The organism is Luteibacter sp. 3190 (genome assembly GCF_031456385.1).
Lineage (GTDB): Bacteria > Pseudomonadota > Gammaproteobacteria > Xanthomonadales > Rhodanobacteraceae > Luteibacter.
The window spans coordinates 1,218,308-1,236,919 of the sequence record NZ_JAVDUO010000001.1 but is presented as its reverse complement, the minus strand read 5'-3'; the positions used below and the strand labels follow the sequence as shown (position 1 = coordinate 1,236,919).

The following is an 18,612-nucleotide window of genomic DNA, read 5'->3' as shown; positions in this document are numbered from 1 at the left end:
GGATGAGACGGCGCGCAGGGCGCGCTTCTAAGGAAGCGTCGCGAGCTCGTCGGCCGTGAAGTCCGCGGCGAGCGCGATGGCCTGCTGCCGTTCGAGTTCATCGAGGCGAGCCTTCAGCGCGTCGTGAACGTGCGTGTAGGCGTCGGCGCCGAGCACCAGACGCTTCGGCAGCGGCGCGTCCTGATCGGCGAGGCGGATCATCGCGTCGGTCATGCGGTCGGGATCGCCCTTGATGACCCACTCGCCTTCGAGCGAGCGACGCAGCTGGCCCGCGGGTGTCGCCTCGTATGCCGGCAGCGGCGTCGTGCGGGCGAGGTTGCCGCCGAAGTCGGTGCGCGCGGGGCCGGGTTCCACCAGCGTGAGCGCGATGCCGAACGGCGCCACCTCCTGCGCGACGGCCTCCACGAACCCCTCGATGCCCCACTTCGTCGCGTGATAGAGGCCGAAGGCCGGGTAGGCGATCTGGCCACCCTCGCTCGATACCTGCTGGATGCGGCCCCCGCCCTGGCGACGAAGGTGCGGCAGCGCCGCCCGGATCAGCGCGATGGAGCCGATCAGGTTGACGTCGACGATGTCGCGCACCTGTCGATCGCTGGCCTCCTCGCCCGCCCCGAGAAGACCATAACCCGCGTTGCTGACGACGACGTCGATCCGGCCGCTCGCGGCGAAGGCGTCGTCGACGGCGCGACGGACCGCCGCCTGATCGGCGAGGTCGGCGGCGACGATACGCAAACGGTCGGCGTGCCGGGAACGAAGGTCGGGCAGTGCATCGGCGCTTCGGCTCATGCCGACCACGCTATCGCCGCGGGCGAGGGCCTTCGTCGCCAGAAGGCGGCCGAGACCGGAGGAAACGCCGGTGATGAGCCAGTGCTTTGCCATGGGGGAGTGCCTCTCGTGGGGTGATTACGTCACGATAGGCCCGGGACGGTTGAACAACTAGACGTTGCAATCCGTATGGGTTGCTGCAGAATCGCCACCAATGGCACGCCCGTCCCTCAACGATCTCGGCGCTTTCGTGGCCGTCGCGACGCACCGGAGTTTCCGCCGTGCGGCCGACGAGCTCGGTACGGCGCCGTCCACGCTGAGCCACGCGATGCGCGCCCTCGAAGAGCGCATGGGCGTGCGTCTGCTCAACCGGACGACTCGCAGCGTCTCGCCGACGGAAGCCGGCGCGCGTCTTCTGGAGCACCTGCAGGGCGCGCTCGCGTCGCTCGACGCGGCACTGGACAGCGTGGCCGATTTTCGTGGGCGCGTGACCGGCACCGTGCGCATCAACGCCCCGCGTCTCGCGGCGTCGATGCTCGTGCGTCGCGTGCTGCCGACGATGGTCGAGCGCTTTCCCGAGGTCACGGTCGACCTCGTCGCGGAAGGCGAGCTGGTCGACATCGTGTCTCGCGGATTCGACGCGGGCGTGCGCCTGGTGGAGTCCATTCCGAAGGACATGATCGCGGTGCCCATGTCGCGGCCCATGCGTTTCGCCTGCGTTGCCTCGCCCGCGTACCTCGCGCAGGCCGGCACCCCCCGCGCGCCGGACGAACTCGCCCGTCACCGTTGCATCGGCCACCGGATGCCCAGCGGCAAGCTCTATCGCTGGGAATTCGCGCGCGGCGGCGAATCGCTCACGATCGATACCGCCGGGCCGGTCGTCCTCGACGACGAGGCGCTGATGGTGGATGCGGCCGTCGAAGGCCTCGGCATCGCCTACGTGCCGGAGCCCGCGGCCGCGGCGGACATCGCGGCGGGGCGGCTGCGCGAAGTGCTCGCGCCGTGGATGGGCGACGCGGAAGCGATCGCCGTTTACTACCCGGGCCACCGCGCCGTGCCGCCGGCGCTGCGCGCGTTCCTCGATGTGGTCAGGGAGATGAGCGACGCTCCCTGAGCCACGGCAGGAAGCGCGCTGCGCAGGCGGGTCGAATCAACCGGGGAAATAGGCGGCGCTGTCGATGTCGGCAAGGAGTCCCGGTTCGCGGGGTTCCCAGCCGAGCCTGCCGCGGGTGCGGTCGCTCGACGCTCCCATGTTCAAGCCCGTGAACTTCCCGAGCCAGCCGAAATGCGCGGCGGCTTCATCGCCCGTCTTCGAGACCACCGGAATGCCCAGCCGGCGACCGATGACGGTCGCGATGTCGCGAAAGGGCAGCGCGGCATCGGCCACCGCGTGATACGGACCGCCTGACGCTCCCGTTTCGACGGCAAGCCGGTACACGCGGGCGGCGTCGAGGCGGTGGACGCCAGCCCACGCGTTGTCGCCGTCGCCGACGTACGCGGAAACGCCGGTGCGCCGCGCGAGGTCGATCAGCATCGGCACGAAGCCATGATCGCCTTCGCCATGCACCGACGGTGGCAGACGCACCACGGCGGCGCGGACGCCGCGCCCGGCGAGCGCGAGCGCGGCAGGTTCCGACGCGCGCGGATAGTCGTCCGACGTCGGCAGCGCCGCGTCCGTCTCGGTCCCGAGTTCGCCGGCCTTCGCCAGGGCGAGGCCCGACGTGACGAGGAACGGCTTGTCGGTGCCCATCAGCGCCTCGCCCATGGCGTCGATGGCGCGGCGGTCGAGCACGCAGTTCTCGGCGAAACGCGAGAAGTCGTGATTGAAACCGGTGTGGACGATGGCGTCCGCGGACGCCGCCGCACGCCGCAGCCCGTCCACGTCCTCGAGCGATCCCCGCACGGGCTCGGCACCGAAGCTTTCGAGCCGCGCGGCGCCGTCGTCGGAACGGGCGAGACCCAGTACCCGATGGCCGGCCGACAGCAACTCGCGAACGACGGCAGAACCGACGAACCCCGTGGCACCGGTGACGAATACGCGCATGGCAGCACCTCCCTCGTTGGAATGGCGCTACTCTGGATCCGCCGGGTATCCGGGTGAAGTAGTGACGTTATACGGGTAAGAGGACTAACAGGATGAGCGAGTCGGCCGCCTTCGCGGACAACAGTCTCGGCGCGTATCTGCGCGACCGCCGCACGAAGCTGGATCCCGCCGCCTTCGGTTTTTCACTGACGCGGCGGCGCACGCCGGGTCTGCGTCGCGAGGAAGTCGCGCAGCGGGCGAACGTCAGCGCGACCTGGTACACATGGCTCGAGCAGGGCCGTGGCGGCGCACCCTCCGCCGACGTGCTCGACCGCATCGCGCGTGCGCTGATGCTCACGGACGTCGAACGGGAGCATCTGTTCCTGATCGGACTGGGGCGCGCGCCGGACGTGCGCTATCGGGCGATCGACGGCGTGTCGCCGCGCCTCCAGCGCGTGCTCGACGCACTCGAGCTGAGTCCCGCCATCGTCCGCACGGCCACCTGGGACGTCGTCGCCTGGAATCGCGCCGCGGCCGCCGTGCTGACCGACTACGCGACGCTCGCGCCGAAGGAACGCAACGTGCTGCGGCTGATGTTCGGCCGTCCGGACGTCCGCGCGCGGCAGCCGGAATGGGAAAGCGTGGCGCGCTTCGTCGTCGCCTCGTTCCGGGCGGATGCCGCCCGGGTCGGTGCGGGCCGTGAGATGCAGGGCTTCGTGGACGAGATGTGCCGGCTCAGCCCCGAGTTCGCGTCGATGTGGCGGGATCACGACGTGCGCGCGCAGGGTGAAGGCACGAAGGTGCTGCGTCACGGCGCGCTCGGCGACATCGCATTGGAATACTCGTCGTTCGCGGTGGACGGTCGGCCGGACCTGAGCATGGTGGTGTACAACGCGGCGTCGCCAGGCGACGCCGCGCGCATCCGCACGTTGATCGACGAAAAGCGTCAGGCGCGCTGAGCGATGCCGTCGAGCGTCGCCACCGCGTCGGCCGGTAGCGTCAGCTCCCCGGCCCGGAGGTTGTCCGTGAGGTGCGCCACCGACGACGTGCCCGGAATCAGCAGGATGTTCGGCGAGCGCTGCAGCAGCCACGCCAAGGCGACCTGCAAGGGGCTGGCGTCGAGCCGGCGCGCCACGTCGGAGAGGGCATCCGACTGCAGCGGGCTGAAACCGCCCAGCGGGAAGAATGGCACGTAGGCGATGCCATCCTTCGCCAGCGCATCGATGAGATCGTCGTCGCCGCGGTGCGCCAGGTTGTACTGGTTCTGCACGCAGACGATCTCGCAGATGCCGCGGCCTTCCGCCACCTGCGCGGGCGTCACGTTGCTCAGCCCGATGTGGCGCACCAGCCCCTGCTGCCGGAGTTCGGCGAGGACTTCGAGCTGTTGCCTGATCGAGCCCTCGGCCGGGCCGTGCACGTCGAACATGATGCGCAGGTTCACCACGGGGAGCACGTCCAGTCCGAGGTGGCGCAGGTTGTCGTGGACGGCCGAGCGGAGCTCGTCGGGAGAATATGCCGGGAGCCACGCGCCCTTGTCGTCGCGGCGCGCGCCGATCTTCGTGCACAGGGTCAGGTCGTCGGGGTAGGGCGACAGGGCTTCGCGAATGATCTGGTTGGTGACGTGCGGGCCGTAGAAGTCGCTGGTGTCGATGTGGTTCACGCCGGCCTCGATCGCGGCGCGCAGGACGGCGACGGCGGCGGCGCGATCCTTCGGCGGGCCGAACACGCCGGGGCCGGCGAGCTGCATGGCGCCGTAGCCGAGACGGTTCACGGTGCGGTCGCCGAGGCGATAGGTGGTCTGCGATGCAATGGTCATGATGGCATCTCTCGTTGGGGTGGGAGAACGATAGGCCCACCCGCGGCGTTCGATAACCCGGTACGATCCGCACACGTTGTGCGGAATGGCGGACAATGAAACTCGATCTGAATGACCTGAACGCGTTCGTCGTGGTGGCCCGGGCAGGTGGATTTCGCGAAGGCGCCCGGTTGAGCGGTGGCAGCGCGTCGGCGCTGAGCGAGGCCGTGCGACGCGTCGAGGCCCAGATGGGCGTGCGCCTGATGCATCGGACGACGCGGAGCGTCGCGCTGACCGAAGCGGGTCAGGGACTGCTCGACCGGCTCGCCCCGGCGCTTGGCGAAGTGGAATCGGCTGTGGACGCCGTGAACCGCTACCGCGACCGTCCGGCCGGCACGCTGAAGCTCAACGTGCCGCTCAGCGCCGCCCGGCTCGTCCTGCCGGCGATCGTGTCGCCGTTCCTCGCCGCGTATCCGGACGTGCGCCTGGACGTCACCGTGGACGAGAGCTTCGTCGACGTCCTCGCCGCGGGGGCGGATGCCGGCATTCGTTACGACGAGCGGCTCGAACAGGACATGATCGCCGTACCGATCGGGCCGCGGGTCCAACGCATGGCGGCTGCCGCGTCGCCGGCCTACCTCGCCGCGCATGGCCAACCGGCGCACCCGCGCGATCTGATCGGGCATGCCTGCCTTCGCGGCCGGTTCCCGAGCGGCAACAAGCCGCCGTGGGAGTTCGAACGCGACGGAGAGACCGTGGTCGTCGATCCCGGCGGCCCGTTGGTGGTCGGTCTCGGCGGTGCGGCCGATCTGGCGGTGGACGCGGCCATCGGGGGCACCGGCATCGTGTATCTGTTCGAGGACTGGCTCGCGCCACACCTGCGCAGCGGCGCGCTGGTTCCGGTGCTCGAGGACTGGTGGCCGGCCTTTCCGGGGCCGTACCTCTACTACCCGGGGCGGCGGCTGGTGCCGGGGCCTTTGAAGGCCTTCGTGGCCTTCGTTCGCGAACACGCGTCGTCCTGAGTCACGCCGTCAGGGCCGCCAGGCTTCCTTCGACGGAATGCGTTCGGCGATGAAGTCGACGAAGGCGCGAACGCGCGTGGCGAGGTGCTCGTGGCCGACGAAGACGGCGTGCACGACCTGCAGGTCGCCCGGGTTGTAGCGCTCCAGCACCGGCACGAGGTGGCCGGCCTCGATGTCGCGCTCCACGTGATAGGTCGACAGGCGTGCGATGCCGAGGCCCTCGAGCGCCATGCGGCGCATCGTCTCGCCGTTGTTCACCTGGAAGTTGCCGCGCACGGGGATCGGCTTCTGCTGGCCGGAGTCCGGATCGAGAAACGGCCATTCGTGGAACGTCCTGCCCAGGTTGAAGGTGAGGCAGTTGTGCCGGGCCAGGTCCGCCGGGACCTCCGGCACGCCGTGGCGCTCGAGATACGAAGGCGAAGCGAACGCGATGAAGCGCGCTTCGCCGATGCGCCGCGCCTTGAGGCCGGAATCGGGTAGCGCGCCCACGCGTATCGCCACGTCCGCGCGATGCTCCACCAGGTCCACCATGTTGTCGTTGAGCGAGAGGTCGAGCTCGACACGCGGGTAGGCGGCGAGGAAGGCGGGCACCAGCGGCACGATCCGCCGGACCCCGAACGAAACGGATGCGTTGACGCGTAGCTTGCCCGAAGGCGTCGCCGCGCCACCATGGGCGACGAGCCGTTCCGCTTCGTCGATATCGGCCAGGACGCGCAGCGCGCGCTCGTAATACGTGTCGCCTTCCGGCGTCAGCTGCAGCGTCCGCGTCGTGCGCACGATGAGGCGCGTGCCGAGACGCGCCTCCAGCCTCGCCACGATCTTGCTGATGGCGGATGGCGATAGACCAAAGCTTCGCGCCGCCGCGGCGAAACTGCCGGTCTGCACCACGCGCATGAAGGCTTCCATCTCCCCGGCCCGGTTGTCCATGGCGTGCCTCACTCATGAAAAAAAGGAAAGAGTGTCTATACGGGCGACGCGCTTGTCGCTCGGTCCTCCGCATTTCATATTAGTCCGCATCGGGTCGCCGGGGCACGTTCGCCTCGCAGGCATTCGCGATCGCCAGTATCGAATGGCCGCACCGAGCGCCCACCGTCATACCTAACGTCATCACCCGGAGCACCCATGAGCATTCGTCAGTTCCTTCCCCACGGCCCCCTCGGCTTCGGCACGGCGCCGCTCGGCAACATGTTCCGCGACATCCCCGAAGACGAGGCGCTGGCGACCGTCGACGCCGCCTGGGACGCGGGCACCCGCTTTTTCGATACCGCGCCCTTCTACGGCGCCGGCCTGGCGGAGATCCGTCTCGGCAAGGCGCTGGCGAAGCACAAGCGCGACGACTATGTGCTGGCCACCAAGGTCGGCCGCGTGATCCTCGACGAGGTCGACCCGAACCAGAAGCTGGGCCAGTCCGGCCAGCTGTTCGCCGCCGGTCTGCCGAACAAGGTGGTGAACGACTACTCGGAGAAGGGCACCATGCTCTCGATCGAGGGCAGCCTCAAGCGCCTCGGCGTCGACCACATCGACTTCGTCTGGGTGCACGACGTGGCACAGGATTTCTACAAGGACGAATGGCTGGCCATGTTCGAATCGGCCCGCACCGGCGCGTTCCGCGCGCTCGATCGCCTGCGCGACGAAGGCGTGATCAAGGGCTGGGGCCTCGGCGTGAACAAGACCGAGCCGGTCGAGATCCTGCTCGGCCTCGACGCGCCGCGCCCCAATGCGACGCTGCTCGCGGGCCGTTACACGTTGCTGGACCATGCGCACGCGCTGCAGCGCCTGATGCCTGCCGCGGCGGCGCAGGGCGTGGACATCGTCGTCGGCGGCCCGTACAGCTCCGGCATCCTCGCCGGCGGCAAGCACTTCGAATACGCCGAAGCCTCGCCCGAGATCATCGCGAAGGTCGAGAAGATCAAGGCGGCTGCCGAACGCTTCGGCGTGCCGATCAAGGCGGCCGCGCTGCAGTTCTCGCTGGCCAACCCGGCGGTTGCCGCGGTGATTCCGGGCGCGAGCAAGCCGGAGCGCATCCGCGAGGATCACGCCGCGCTCGCCGCGACCATCCCGGCCGACTTCTGGCGCGAACTCCGCGCCCAGGGTCTCGTCGCCCCGGACGCGCCGCTGCCGATCGACCGCTAAGTATCGCCAAGCGCCGGCACACCGTCATGGGCGAACCTGTGACGGTGTCCCCAAGCTCCCTCGCACTCATCCTCCAGGAGTCTCCCATGGCGCATCCCGCGCTGTTCAAACCGCTTCGCGTCCGCAATCTCGAACTCGCCAACCGCATCGTGATCGCGCCCATGTGCCAGTACTCGGCCGAGGACGGCCGCATGACCGACTGGCACCATATCCACCTCGGCCAGCTCGCCATGTCCGGCGCCGCGTTGCTGACCATCGAAGCCAGCGCCGTGCTGCCGGAAGGCCGCATCACGTGGGGCGACGTCGGCCTCTACGACGACGCCACCGAAGAGGCGATGCGTGTCACGCTGGAAAGCGTGCGCCGCTGGTCGGACGCCATCGTCGGCATCCAGCTCGGTCACGCCGGTCGCAAGGCCTCGACCGAAGTGCCGTGGGCCGGGGGTCATCAGATCGCGCCGGACGACGCGCATGGCTGGCAGACCGTCGCGCCGTCCGCGATTCCGTTCGAGCCCGGCACGCACGCTCCGGTCGCGCTCGATCGCGACGGCATGGTGCGCATTCGTGACGCCTTCGCAGCCGCCGCGAAGCGCGCCGCGCGCATCGGCCTCGATTTCGTGCAGATCCATGCCGCGCACGGTTACCTGCTGCACCAGTTCCTCTCGCCGCTGTCGAACCAGCGCACGGATGAATACGGCGGCTCGCTCGAGAACCGCATGCGCTTCCCGCTCGAAGTGTTCGATGCCGTGCGCGCAGCCTTCCCGGCCGACCGGGCGGTGACGGTCCGCGTCTCGGCGACCGACTGGGTCGAGGGCGGCTGGGACCTCGAGCAGACCCTCGCGTTCTCCAAAGCGCTCGAGGCGCGTGGCGTCGACGCCATCCACGTGTCGACCGGCGGCCTCCATCCGGCGCAGAAGATTCCCGTGGGCCCGAGCTATCAGGTGCCGTTCGCGCGCGCGGTGAAGCAGGCGGTGTCCGTACCGGTGGTGGCGGTCGGCCTCATCACGAGTCCCGAGCAGGCCGAAGCGATCGTCGCGACCGGCGACGCGGATCTGATCGCCCTTGCCCGCACCGTGCTCTACGACCCGCGCTGGCCGTGGCATGCCGCGGCCGAGCTGGGCGCCACCCTGCGCGCACCGAAACAGTACCTGCGCTCGCAGCCGTCGAAGCACCGTCACCTGTTCGGCGTGGACGGTCCGGTCGGCCCGACGCCGACCTGGGTGCGCGATGACGACGGCGCGTATCGCTGAGCTGTCGACGATGTAGGCAGGAGCGTGCCTTGCGTGACATCGTTCGAGGCCTCCACCTCTGGAGCTGGCGCGCCAGCGCCAAAGGTGGAGGCGAAGAGCTGTCGCGCGCAGGGCGCGCTCCTACACCATGACCGCGCGCCGATGCGTCGCCGCATTACGGAATTGTGCAAGCCTCCCCGGAGGCGTGTCGCTACCATCGGACTCCCGTCACTGGAGTTCCGGCCATGGCCGCACCGTTCCCGCCTTTCACTCACGAAACCGCCGTGCAGAAGGTTCGCCTCGCCGAGGACGGCTGGAACAGCCGGAATCCGGAGAAGGTGTCGCTGGCGTACAGCCCGGACAGCCAATGGCGCAATCGCGCCGAGTTCGCGACCGGGCGCGAGGAGATCGTCGCCTTCCTGACCCGCAAGTGGCAGAAGGAGCACGAATACCGCCTGATCAAGGAGCTCTGGGCGTTTACCGGCGATCGCATCGCCGTCCGTTTCGCCTATGAATGGCACGACGACAGCGGCAACTGGTTCCGGTCGTACGGCAACGAGAACTGGGAATTCGACGAGAAGGGCGAGATGCACCACCGCTATGCGTGCATCAACGACCTTCCCATCAAGGAAAGCGAGCGCAAGTTCCACTGGCCGCAGGGTCGTCGTCCCGACGATCATCCGGGTCTCTCCGATCTCGGCCTCTGACTCCCTTCGCAAGAAAGGGATGGCGCGGCGGTCGATCACGCGTGATCATGCCCGACCGACGGTTGGACACGACGATCATGAGCAAGGAACCGAAGCGCTGCGCCTGGGCCGGTAGCGACCCGCTGTACACGGCGTACCACGACGACGAGTGGGGCGTGCCGCTGCACGATTCGCGCATGCTCTGGGAACAGCTGATGCTCGAAGGCTTCCAGGCCGGGCTCTCGTGGATCACCATCCTGCGCAAACGCGAGAACTTCCGGGAGGCGTTCAAGGGATTCGATCCCGCCCGGGTCGCGCGTTTCGGCGAGAAGGACATCGCCCGGCTGCTCGACAACGCCGGCATCATCCGCTCGCGCGCGAAGATCGAGGCCACCATCAACGGGGCTCGCATCTACGAAGCCATGCGAGAGCGCGGCGAAGACTTCGACGCGTATTGCTGGTCGTTCACGGACGGCAAGGTCATCCGCGGCGACGGGCGCAGCGTTCCCGCACAGACGCCGCTATCGGTGACGATTTCGAAAGACCTCAAGAAGCGCGGCTTCAAGTTCGTGGGTCCCACGATCACGTACGCCTGGATGCAGGCGGTAGGGATCGTCGACGACCACGCCCTCGGGTGCTTCCGGCGCTAGCGCGCCCATCGACGGTGCCGCAGTGCCGTAGAATTCGCGCTTGCCTTCCCGGAACGCCGCCTTGCTCCCGCCCGACAGCCCGCTCCTCTCCGCCGCCCCCGTGTTCGACGACGCCGACCGCGCGTGGATGGCGCGCGCGCTCGAACTCGCGGCCCATGCGCGCGATGCGGAGGGCGAGGTGCCGGTGGGCGCGGTGCTGGTGCTCGATGGCGCGATGGTGGGCGAGGGCTGGAACCGCAACATCACGCTGAACGATCCCACGGCACACGCGGAGATCCAGGCACTGCGCGCCGCGGGGCAGGCGCTGTCCAACTACCGTTTCCCCGGCGCGACGCTGTACGTGACCCTCGAGCCCTGCGCGATGTGCGCGATGGCGATGGTGCACGCGCGCGTCGCGCGGGTGGTCTTCGGTGCCACCGATCCCAAGACGGGCGCTGCCGGCAGCGTGTTCGACACGCTGGTGTCCCCGCGCCACAACCATCGCGTGGCGGTGGCGGGCGGCCTCCAGGCCGAGGCGGCCGGCGACATGCTGCGCGCGTTCTTCCGCGCGCGGCGCTAGGCCCAGGGCGCGAGCGCGTCGGCGCAGGAACGCTCGACCTTGAGCGTGATCAGCGCGTCGGCCCGGGTGACCCCGAGGTTGACGGAGGCGATGGGCAGGCCACGGCGCGATGCTTCGAGCACGAAGCGGTAGCCCGAATACACCATCAGCGACGACCCGACGACCAGCATGGCGCTTGCGCGGGCAAGGTGCGCCCAGGCGGTATCGACCCGTGCGCGCGGCACGTTCTCGCCGAAGAAGACGACGTCGGGCTTCAGGATGCCGCCGCAGACGGTGCAGGGCGGAATGTGGAAGCCGGAGAAGTCGACGCCGTCGAGATCCGCGTCGCCGTCGGGCGCGATGGTCGCCTGCATCGCCAGCCAGTCCGGGTTCGCCTCGCCGAGCCGGTGCTGCATGGTTTCGCGCGTCGTGATGTCGCCGCATTGCATGCAGCGGACGCGGTCGAGGCGGCCGTGCAGGTCCACCACGTTGATGCTCCCCGCGCGCTCGTGCAGTCCGTCGACGTTCTGCGTCAGCAGGAGTTCGATCCGTCCCGCGCGCTCCATCGCGGCGAGCGCGCGGTGCGCGACGTTCGGCTGCACGGCGGCGAAATGGCGCCATCCGATCATGCCGCGCGCCCAGTAACGCGCGCGTGCCGGCGGGCCGCTCATGAACATCTGCAGGGTCATGGGCGGACTGCGCTTCCAGGCGCCCTGGTCGTCGCGGTAGTCGGGGATGCCGGAATCGGTGCTGATGCCGGCGCCCGTCAGCACGAAAAGCCGCGGATGGGCGTCGATGAAATCGCGCAGCGCGGTATCGACGGTGTCGGCAGTGGCGGAGAGCGTGGTCACGGTCCGGGACTATAGCCGATCGGTCCGGCGTGTTCGCGGAGCATCGAGAGCACCTCGGCCGCGTCTCCGGCGAAGCGGCGGATGGCCCGGTCCAGGTTCGGCTGGCGTCCGCGTTCGAGGTCGCGTTCCAGGGTCAAACCGGTGCGCGCGAGGTCGCTGGCTTCCGCCATGCCCAACGCCCCGGAGACCCGGTGCAGCCAGGCCTGGAGTTCGTCCGCGCCGGGGCGCGAAAGCAGGGCGTCAAGGTCGGCGAGATCGCGCGTGAGCGCATGGTCGAGCGCGACGATCACCTCGCGCAGCGCGGCGTCGCCGCCGAGGGTCGTGCGCAGGGCCTCCACGTCGATGCACGGGGACGGGCGGGGCAGGTCGAAGCCGAGTTCGACGATCGCCCGGTGGCCGATGTCGTCGCCGGTCTCCGTGTGCACGACACCGCCGAGCGCCGCGACCTGCGCCGACGCCTCGCGCAGGCGACGGTCGTCCGGCACCGGCGAGGTCTGCTCGTCCGCCACGGTGAAGTGCAGGATCTGCGATCCGCTGCCGTCTCCGACCACGTCGACATGCAGCGCGACGCGCCACGTTCGCCGCTCCAGCGCACGATCGAGCAGCAGGCGCAGGGCGTTGCCGAGCGGACCGAAATCGCCTTCGAGATCGGGAGCCAGCGCAGGGTCGACCTCGAGCTCCAGCCGGATGCCGCGGGCACGCGCTTCCGCCGCGTAATGCCGCCCGAGCCGCGCGAGGAGTTCGGGCAGGCTGGCACTCGCGCCTAAGCGCGTGCGGAAGCCGATCGCACGCACGGCGGAGCGTATGCGGACGATGCGCCGGCGTAGTGGCATCGGAAGTCGCGATGTGCTCAACTCAGGCCCCCGTCGACGGTGCCCCAGACCCGCCCGCCGCGGACTGGACAGGCAAGATAAGGATGAATCGCATGGTCTACCGCGTCATGCTGGCGGACGATCACCCGGTGGTATTGAAGGGACTCGGCCTGGCACTCGCGAGGAACGCGCTGGCGACGGTGGTCGGCGAGGCGCAGTCGCCCGAGGAACTGCTGGCGATGCTCGAATGCACGCCGTGCGACGCCGTCATCACGGATTTCAGCATGCCGGGGCTCGGGCACGACGGACTGGCGCTCTTGCGCGAGTTGCGCCGCCTCTATCCGGACCTCCCCGTCATGGTCATCACGACGCTCGCCAACCCGGCGCTGTACCGGGAGATCATGGGCACGGGCGTGCTCGGGCTGATCGGAAAATCGGGCGACGCGCGGGAAATCCCCGAAGCGCTGGTGCAGATCGTTTCGAACCATGTCTACCTGGGTGCCTCCGTACGCGAAGTGATCGGCGCGCCGCAGCGCGAACCGATCGGAAAGTCGGGCACGCTGGCGGACCTGTCGCCGCGCGAGCTCAAGATCCTGCGGCTGTTCGCCGCCGGGAACAGTGTGACGGACATCGCCCGGGCGACGGGCCGCGGTCTGTCCACCGTCAGTCAGCAGAAGAAGAACGCCATGCGCAAGCTGGGGCTGGAGACCGAGGCCGAGATCTTCGAGTACATCGATCGCCTGCGTCTGTAGTCCGTTTCCTCGACCTGGGTCACGATAACCATGCGGGGCGCCCGCGGACATGGAAGAAATCGGAAAACGCGTCGTATGCTTGGGGGCCGGGCGCGCCGTGCACGCGCGCTTGACAACCGTGGCCGGTCGCCCGGCCTACAATGCCGCGCCCGGCGTGAAGCCCGAACAAGAGCACGAGGAGTAACCATCGGTGAGTGCCAACATCAGCCCGCTCGCGGGCAAGCCGGCGACGGAAGGCAAGCTGGTCGACGTCGCCGCCCTCGTCGCGGCGTATGCGGACCTGAAACCCGATCCGTCAGTGCCGGAACAGCGGGTGGCCTTCGGTACCTCGGGCCATCGCGGTTCCTCCTTCGACCGCTCGTTCAACGAATGGCACGTGCTCGCCGTGGTCCAGGCCATCTGCGAGTACCGCGCGGAGCAGGGCATCGACGGTCCGGTCTTCGTCGGCATCGACACGCATGCCCTGTCGGGTCCGGCGTTCGAGAGCACGCTGGAAGTGCTCGCCGGCAACGGTGTGCAGACCCTGGTCTCGACGGGCGGCGAATTCACTCCGACGCCCGCGCTATCCCATGCGATCCTCGTCCATAACCGCGGTCGCGAGCGCGGCCTCGCCGATGGCATCGTCATCACGCCTTCGCACAATCCGCCCGACAGCGGCGGCATCAAGTACAACCCGCCCAATGGCGGGCCGGCCGACACCGACGCCACGGGCTGGATCGCGAAGCGCGCGAACGCCCTCATCGAAGGCGGTCTGCGTGAGGTGAAGCGGCTGCCGTACGCGCAGGCGCGCAAGGCGTCGACGACCCGCGACTACGATTTCCTGCAGCGCTACGTCGGCGATCTGGGCAACGTGCTGGATCTGGAGGTCATCCGTGCCAGTGGCGTCCGCATGGGCGTCGATCCGCTGGGCGGTGCCGGTGTGCATTACTGGGCGGCGATCGGCGAGCTCTACGGCCTGAACCTCACCGTGGTGAGCGAAGTCGTCGACCCGACGTTCTCGTTCATGTCGCTCGACTGGGATGGCAAGGTGCGGATGGATCCGTCCTCGTCGTACGCGATGCGCCGCCTGATCGGCCTCAAGGACGATTACGACGTGGCGTTCGCGTGCGATACCGACCACGACCGACACGGTGTGGTGGCGCCTGGCGCGGGCCTGATGCCAGCGAACCATTACCTCGCGACCGCGGCGTGGTACCTGTTCCAGAACCGTCCCGGCTGGCGGGCCGACGCGGCCGTGGGCAAGACGGCCGTCAGCACCGCGCTGCTCGACCGCGTCGCGAAGGACCTTGGCCGTCCGCTCCGCGAAGTGCCGGTCGGCTTCAAGTATTTCGTCTCGGGCCTGTTCGACGGCAGCCTCGGTTTCGGCTGCGAGGAGAGCGCCGGCGCATCGTTCCTCGCGAAGGACGCCTCGCCATGGTCGACGGACAAGGATGGCATCGTCGCCGCGTTGCTCGCCGGCGAGATGACCGCGCGCACCGGCTCCGATCCGGGGAAGCTCTATGCGGCCATCACCGCGAAGCTGGGCGAGCCCGCGAACGCTCGCATCGACGCGCCGGCCAACCACGCCCAGAAGGCGAAGCTGTCGAAACTGCAGCCGTCGCAGGTCACGTCGAAGACGCTGGCCGGCGATCCGATCGTCGAGGTGACCAACCAGGCGGGCGGGCAGGGCATCGGCGGCATCAAGGTGATCTCGGAGCAGGGCTGGTTCGCCGCGCGCCCGTCGGGCACCGAGGACATCTACAAGGTCTACGGCGAAAGCTTCCGCGGTGAAGCGCACCTGCGCGACGTGCTCGCCGAAGCCCAGGCCATGGTCGACCGCGCCCTCGCGGACTGATCGCGCGCGCTCGGCGGTCGCGGGCTGGTACCATCCCGCGATCGCCGCCAGGTTCTCCGCCGATGTCGCACGACACCTCGCCGATCCGCGTCATCGTCGGCTCGCGCAATCCCGTCAAGATCGGTGCCGTGCACAACGCACTGGCGCCGCTGTTTCCCGGCCGCCTGGTGCAATGCGAGGGCATGCATGCGCCGTCGGGCGTGCCCGACCAGCCGATGACCGCCGCCGAGACGCGCGAAGGCGCGCTCAACCGCATGAACTTCTGCCGGCAGCACGCCGAGGCGGATTTCCACGTCGCGCTCGAAGGCGGAGTCGACGTGACGCAGGATGGCCCGGGCACGTTCGGATACGTCGCGATCGCCCACGGCAGCGATGTCTCGGTCGGTTGCAGCGCATGGCTGCCGTTGCCCCCGGCGGTGTACGAGGCGCTGCTCGATGGCGAGGAACTGGGTGACGTGATGGACCGCCTGTTCGGTACGGTCAACATCAAGCAGCAGGGCGGCGCGATCGGCCTGGTCACCAACGGCCATGCCACCCGCGAGAGCGCCTACACGCAGGCGATGGTGCTGGCGATGGCGCCGTTCCTCCATCCGGAGCTGTACGGGCTGGATCCCTCGGCGACCTGATGCGCAGCGAGCGGAAACGATGCGCCTGCCGCACAACAGTTGTGCGTGCCGGTTAACGTTTTTTCCGCACTGCAACACTTGAATCGGCGAGGGGGCGCTCCATTGAGGATCGGGTACGACGGCGCGCCGTCCTTCCATCCCTGCCGGACTCCCCCATGAACGCCATCTCCCATTCCCTCGAACCGGTCGACTCCTTCGACTACGTGATCTTCGGCGCCACGGGCGACCTGACCATGCGCAAGCTTCTCCCGGCGCTCTACCGCCGTTTCGCGGAGGGGCAGGTGCCGGAAGACTCGCGGATCGTGGGCACCGCCCGTTCGCCGCTCGACGACGCCAGCTATCGCGAACGCGCGCGCAAGGCGCTCGGCGAACACGTGCGCGCCGATGAGCTCGACGACGCGACGGTCGACCGTTTTCTCGGCCTCGTCCACTACGTGAGCCTCAACGGCGCGGAATCGACGGGCAACTGGGACGCGCTGAAATCCCTGCTCGCCTCGGGCGCGCCGGCCGCGGACCGGGTTCGCGTCTTCTACCTCGCCACGGCGCCCGATCTGTACGGCGACATCGCGCGTAACGTCGACGAGAAAGGCCTGCGCACCGATACCTCGCGCATCGTGCTCGAGAAGCCGATCGGCACCGATCTCGACACGGCCCGCAAGGTCAACGAAGGCGTCGGTCGCCATTTCCCGGAAAACAGCATCTTCCGCATCGATCACTACCTCGGCAAGGAAGCGGTGCAGAACATCATCGCGCTGCGCTTCGCCAACCCGATGCTGGAACGCATGTGGGACCGCGACTCCATCGAGTACGTGCAGATCACCGCGGCGGAGACGGTCGGGCTGGAAGGTCGCGGCGGTTACTACGACGGGTCGGGCGCGCTGCGCGACATGATCCAGAACCATCTGCTGCAGGTGTTGACCGTGGTCGCCATGGAGCGCCCGGCTTCGCTCGACGCCGACGCGCTGCGCGACGAAAAGGTGCGCGTGCTGAAATCGCTCAAGCCGCTCGACCGTGCGAACCTGCGCGCCAACGTGTCGCGCGGCCAGTACGTGCAGGGCACCACCGGCGGCAAGCCGGTGCCCGCGTATCGTGAGGAACTGCCCGGCGAGACGCCGAGCAACACCGAGACCTTCGTGGCGCTGAAGGCGGAAATCGACACCCCGCGCTGGCAGGGCGTGCCGTTCTACCTGCGCTCGGGCAAGCGCATGCCCGAGAAGCTGACGGAAGTGGTGATCCAGTTCCGTGCCGGCGAGCCCGGTCTCTTCGGCGAAGCGCGTCCGGGCAGCCGTCTCGTGATCCGCGTGCAGCCGAACGAAAGCGTGACCCTCCCGCTGTTCGTCAAGCATCCGGGCAACAGCTTCGGCCTCGAGGAAGTCGATGCGCTCTCGCGTCTCGGCGAGCCGCGGCGCGTCGTCTTCCGCGATTCGTACGAGGGCCTGATGCTCGACGCGGTGAAGGGCAGCCCGGCGCTGTTCGTCCGCAAGGACGAGACCGAGGCCGCCTGGCAGTGGGTCACGCCGATCCTGGAAGGGTGGCGCGAGGACACGGCGGGCCCGGATACGTACGAGGCAGGCACCTGGGGCCCCGAATCGGCGCGCGAACTGCTCCGCCAGGCCGGTCACAGCTGGGTGGAAGACATCGCGGCCTGAGGCCTCCCATTGCATACAAGACGGCAGGCCACATTATGTGGAGAGTGCCGGCATGAGGGGTGTCGCACCCCCAGCCGGCTTCTCTCCTTTCCCCCCTGGAGGCCTCCATGACCGAGTATCGCAAGACGCCTGAAGCACTCGCGCGGCTGACCCCGGAGCAGTTCCGCGTCACGCAGCAGAGTGGCACCGAGCGCCCGTTCCACAACGAATTCCACGACAGCCATGCCGAGGGCATCTACGTGGACGTCGTGTCGGGCGAGCCGTTGTTCTCGTCGCTCGACAAGTTCGACAGCGGTTGCGGCTGGCCGAGCTTCACCACGCCGCTGGAAGACTCGCACGTGGTCGAGCACCGCGACACCACGCACGGCATGATCCGCACCGAGGTGCGCTCGACGCACGCCGACAGCCATCTGGGCCACGTGTTCCCGGACGGCCCGCGCGATCGCGGCGGCCTGCGCTACTGCATCAATTCGGCGTCCCTGCGCTTCGTCCCCGTCGCCGACCTCGAAAAAGAAGGCTATGGCCAGTACGCCAGCCTGTTCGCCAACAAGGGAGGTGCCGCATGAATGGCAATACCGAACGCGCCGTCCTCGCCGGCGGTTGTTTCTGGGGCATGCAGGACCTGATCCGCAAGCAGCCCGGCGTGATCACCACCCGCGTGGGTTACACGGGCGGCGACGTGCCCAACGCGACCTACCGCAACCACGGCACGCACGCCGAGGCGATCGAGATCACGTTCGACCCGGCGAAGCTCAGCTATCGCAAGGTGCTGGAGTTCTTCTTCCAGATCCATGATCCGACCACGCTGAACCGGCAGGGCAACGACCTGGGCCTCAGCTACCGCTCGGCGATCTACTACACGGACGAGGCCCAGAAGGCCACGGCCGAGGACACGATCGCGGACGTCAACGCCTCGGGCCTCTGGCCGGGCAAGGTCGTGACCGAGGTCGAGCCGGTGGGACCGTTCTGGGAAGCCGAGCCGGAGCACCAGGATTACCTGGAGAAGTACCCGAACGGTTACACCTGCCACTTCATCCGCCCGGACTGGGTCCTGCCGAAGCGGGCCGCCTGATCGCTTCCCCTGCCGGCTCTGGTATAAGGGCCGGCAGGGGACGTGCGTTCCGGCCGGTCGGGCCATCGACGCACGGATGAGGCGGGCGCCCGAGCCCGCCATGGCAGTCGGGGGTTCGAATCGACATGGATAGCGCGAATGCTGCGGACGCGCGTGGGTCTTTCTGGCATCGCCGGGG

19 protein-coding genes and 1 pseudogene are annotated in these 18,612 nt (G+C 68.8%); 14 read left to right on the top strand and 6 right to left on the bottom strand.

The features are described 5' to 3' along the window. Positions 1–27: 27 nt before the first annotated feature. The gene (locus tag J2X58_RS05625) at positions 28–879 is read right to left on the bottom strand and encodes an SDR family oxidoreductase (protein WP_310046917.1); all 852 of its coding nucleotides are present in this window, start codon (positions 877–879) and stop codon (positions 28–30) included. Between the two features lie 100 nt (positions 880–979). Between J2X58_RS05625 and J2X58_RS05620 the strand changes: the two genes are divergently transcribed. Continuing rightward, a complete protein-coding gene (locus tag J2X58_RS05620; protein WP_310046915.1) occupies positions 980–1,879 on the top strand; it encodes a LysR family transcriptional regulator in 900 nt (299 codons plus the stop codon). Between the two features lie 36 nt (positions 1,880–1,915). On the opposite strand, the gene J2X58_RS05615 is transcribed toward J2X58_RS05620, so the two are convergent. Beyond that, a complete protein-coding gene (locus J2X58_RS05615; protein WP_310046914.1) occupies positions 1,916–2,809 on the bottom strand; it encodes an SDR family oxidoreductase in 894 nt (297 codons plus the stop codon). Between the two features lie 92 nt (positions 2,810–2,901). Here J2X58_RS05615 and J2X58_RS05610 point away from each other — a divergent pair, with 92 nt between their 5' ends. Beyond that, positions 2,902–3,747 (top strand): helix-turn-helix transcriptional regulator, encoded by an 846-nt coding sequence (locus tag J2X58_RS05610; RefSeq protein ID WP_090053346.1) that lies wholly within the window; start codon positions 2,902–2,904, stop codon positions 3,745–3,747. Here J2X58_RS05610 and J2X58_RS05605 read toward each other — a convergent pair. After that, entirely contained in the window at positions 3,735–4,604 is an 870-nt protein-coding gene (locus J2X58_RS05605; protein ID WP_310046911.1) for an aldo/keto reductase family oxidoreductase, read from the bottom strand. The genes J2X58_RS05610 and J2X58_RS05605 overlap by 13 nt on opposite strands. A 116-nt stretch (positions 4,605–4,720) precedes the next feature. On the opposite strand from J2X58_RS05605, the gene J2X58_RS05600 reads away from it, so the two are divergent. Beyond that, a complete protein-coding gene (locus J2X58_RS05600; protein ID WP_310047895.1) occupies positions 4,721–5,605 on the top strand; it encodes a LysR substrate-binding domain-containing protein in 885 nt (294 codons plus the stop codon). Between the two features lie 9 nt (positions 5,606–5,614). Here J2X58_RS05600 and J2X58_RS05595 read toward each other — a convergent pair whose 3' ends face one another. Continuing rightward, positions 5,615–6,532, bottom strand: a complete 918-nt coding sequence (locus tag J2X58_RS05595; RefSeq protein WP_310046909.1) for a LysR family transcriptional regulator — start codon at positions 6,530–6,532, stop codon at positions 5,615–5,617. A gap of 195 nt (positions 6,533–6,727) precedes the next feature. Between J2X58_RS05595 and J2X58_RS05590 the strand changes: the two genes are divergently transcribed. The 5 genes and pseudogenes from J2X58_RS05590 (at position 6,728) to tadA (ending at position 10,859) form a co-directional block, all read left to right on the top strand. After that, the gene (locus tag J2X58_RS05590; RefSeq protein WP_310046908.1) at positions 6,728–7,738 is read left to right on the top strand and encodes an aldo/keto reductase; all 1,011 of its coding nucleotides are present in this window, start codon (positions 6,728–6,730) and stop codon (positions 7,736–7,738) included. 86 nt (positions 7,739–7,824) lie between these two features. Next, positions 7,825–8,898: pseudogene (locus tag J2X58_RS05585) on the top strand (NADH:flavin oxidoreductase/NADH oxidase); the annotation flags it as partial. A gap of 311 nt (positions 8,899–9,209) precedes the next feature. After that, a complete protein-coding gene (locus tag J2X58_RS05580) occupies positions 9,210–9,671 on the top strand; it encodes a nuclear transport factor 2 family protein (RefSeq protein ID WP_090053356.1) in 462 nt (153 codons plus the stop codon). Positions 9,672–9,748: 77 nt separating this feature from the next. Further along, entirely contained in the window at positions 9,749–10,300 is a 552-nt protein-coding gene (locus J2X58_RS05575) for a DNA-3-methyladenine glycosylase I (protein ID WP_310046907.1), read from the top strand. Between the two features lie 127 nt (positions 10,301–10,427). Continuing rightward, positions 10,428–10,859, top strand: coding sequence for a tRNA adenosine(34) deaminase TadA (gene tadA, locus J2X58_RS05570; protein ID WP_090055695.1), 432 nt, complete (start codon positions 10,428–10,430; stop codon positions 10,857–10,859). On the opposite strand, the gene J2X58_RS05565 is transcribed toward tadA, so the two are convergent. Further along, on the bottom strand, positions 10,856–11,689 hold the full coding sequence (locus J2X58_RS05565) for an NAD-dependent protein deacetylase (protein ID WP_310046906.1): 834 nt from the start codon (positions 11,687–11,689) through the stop codon (positions 10,856–10,858). The genes tadA and J2X58_RS05565 overlap by 4 nt on opposite strands. After that, positions 11,686–12,522, bottom strand: coding sequence for a hypothetical protein (locus J2X58_RS05560; protein WP_310046905.1), 837 nt, complete (start codon positions 12,520–12,522; stop codon positions 11,686–11,688). Before J2X58_RS05560 ends, J2X58_RS05565 begins: the two co-directional genes overlap by 4 nt. Before the next feature lie 92 nt (positions 12,523–12,614). Between J2X58_RS05560 and J2X58_RS05555 the strand changes: the two genes are divergently transcribed. From J2X58_RS05555 to msrA, 6 genes are all read left to right on the top strand, one after another. Further along, complete coding sequence (locus J2X58_RS05555) at positions 12,615–13,253, top strand: response regulator transcription factor (protein WP_310046902.1); 639 nt, start codon at positions 12,615–12,617, stop codon at positions 13,251–13,253. 190 nt (positions 13,254–13,443) lie between these two features. Further along, positions 13,444–15,087 (top strand): phosphoglucomutase (alpha-D-glucose-1,6-bisphosphate-dependent), encoded by a 1,644-nt coding sequence (gene pgm / locus J2X58_RS05550; protein ID WP_090178960.1) that lies wholly within the window; start codon positions 13,444–13,446, stop codon positions 15,085–15,087. A gap of 62 nt (positions 15,088–15,149) precedes the next feature. After that, positions 15,150–15,713 (top strand): inosine/xanthosine triphosphatase, encoded by a 564-nt coding sequence (gene yjjX / locus J2X58_RS05545; protein WP_310046900.1) that lies wholly within the window; start codon positions 15,150–15,152, stop codon positions 15,711–15,713. A gap of 155 nt (positions 15,714–15,868) precedes the next feature. After that, positions 15,869–17,362, top strand: coding sequence for a glucose-6-phosphate dehydrogenase (gene zwf / locus J2X58_RS05540; RefSeq protein ID WP_310046898.1), 1,494 nt, complete (start codon positions 15,869–15,871; stop codon positions 17,360–17,362). Positions 17,363–17,469: 107 nt separating this feature from the next. After that, a complete protein-coding gene (msrB, locus tag J2X58_RS05535; protein ID WP_090053369.1) occupies positions 17,470–17,928 on the top strand; it encodes a peptide-methionine (R)-S-oxide reductase MsrB in 459 nt (152 codons plus the stop codon). Further along, on the top strand, positions 17,925–18,434 hold the full coding sequence (gene msrA, locus J2X58_RS05530) for a peptide-methionine (S)-S-oxide reductase MsrA (RefSeq protein WP_310046896.1): 510 nt from the start codon (positions 17,925–17,927) through the stop codon (positions 18,432–18,434). Before msrB ends, msrA begins: the two co-directional genes overlap by 4 nt. Positions 18,435–18,612: the final 178 nt, after the last annotated feature.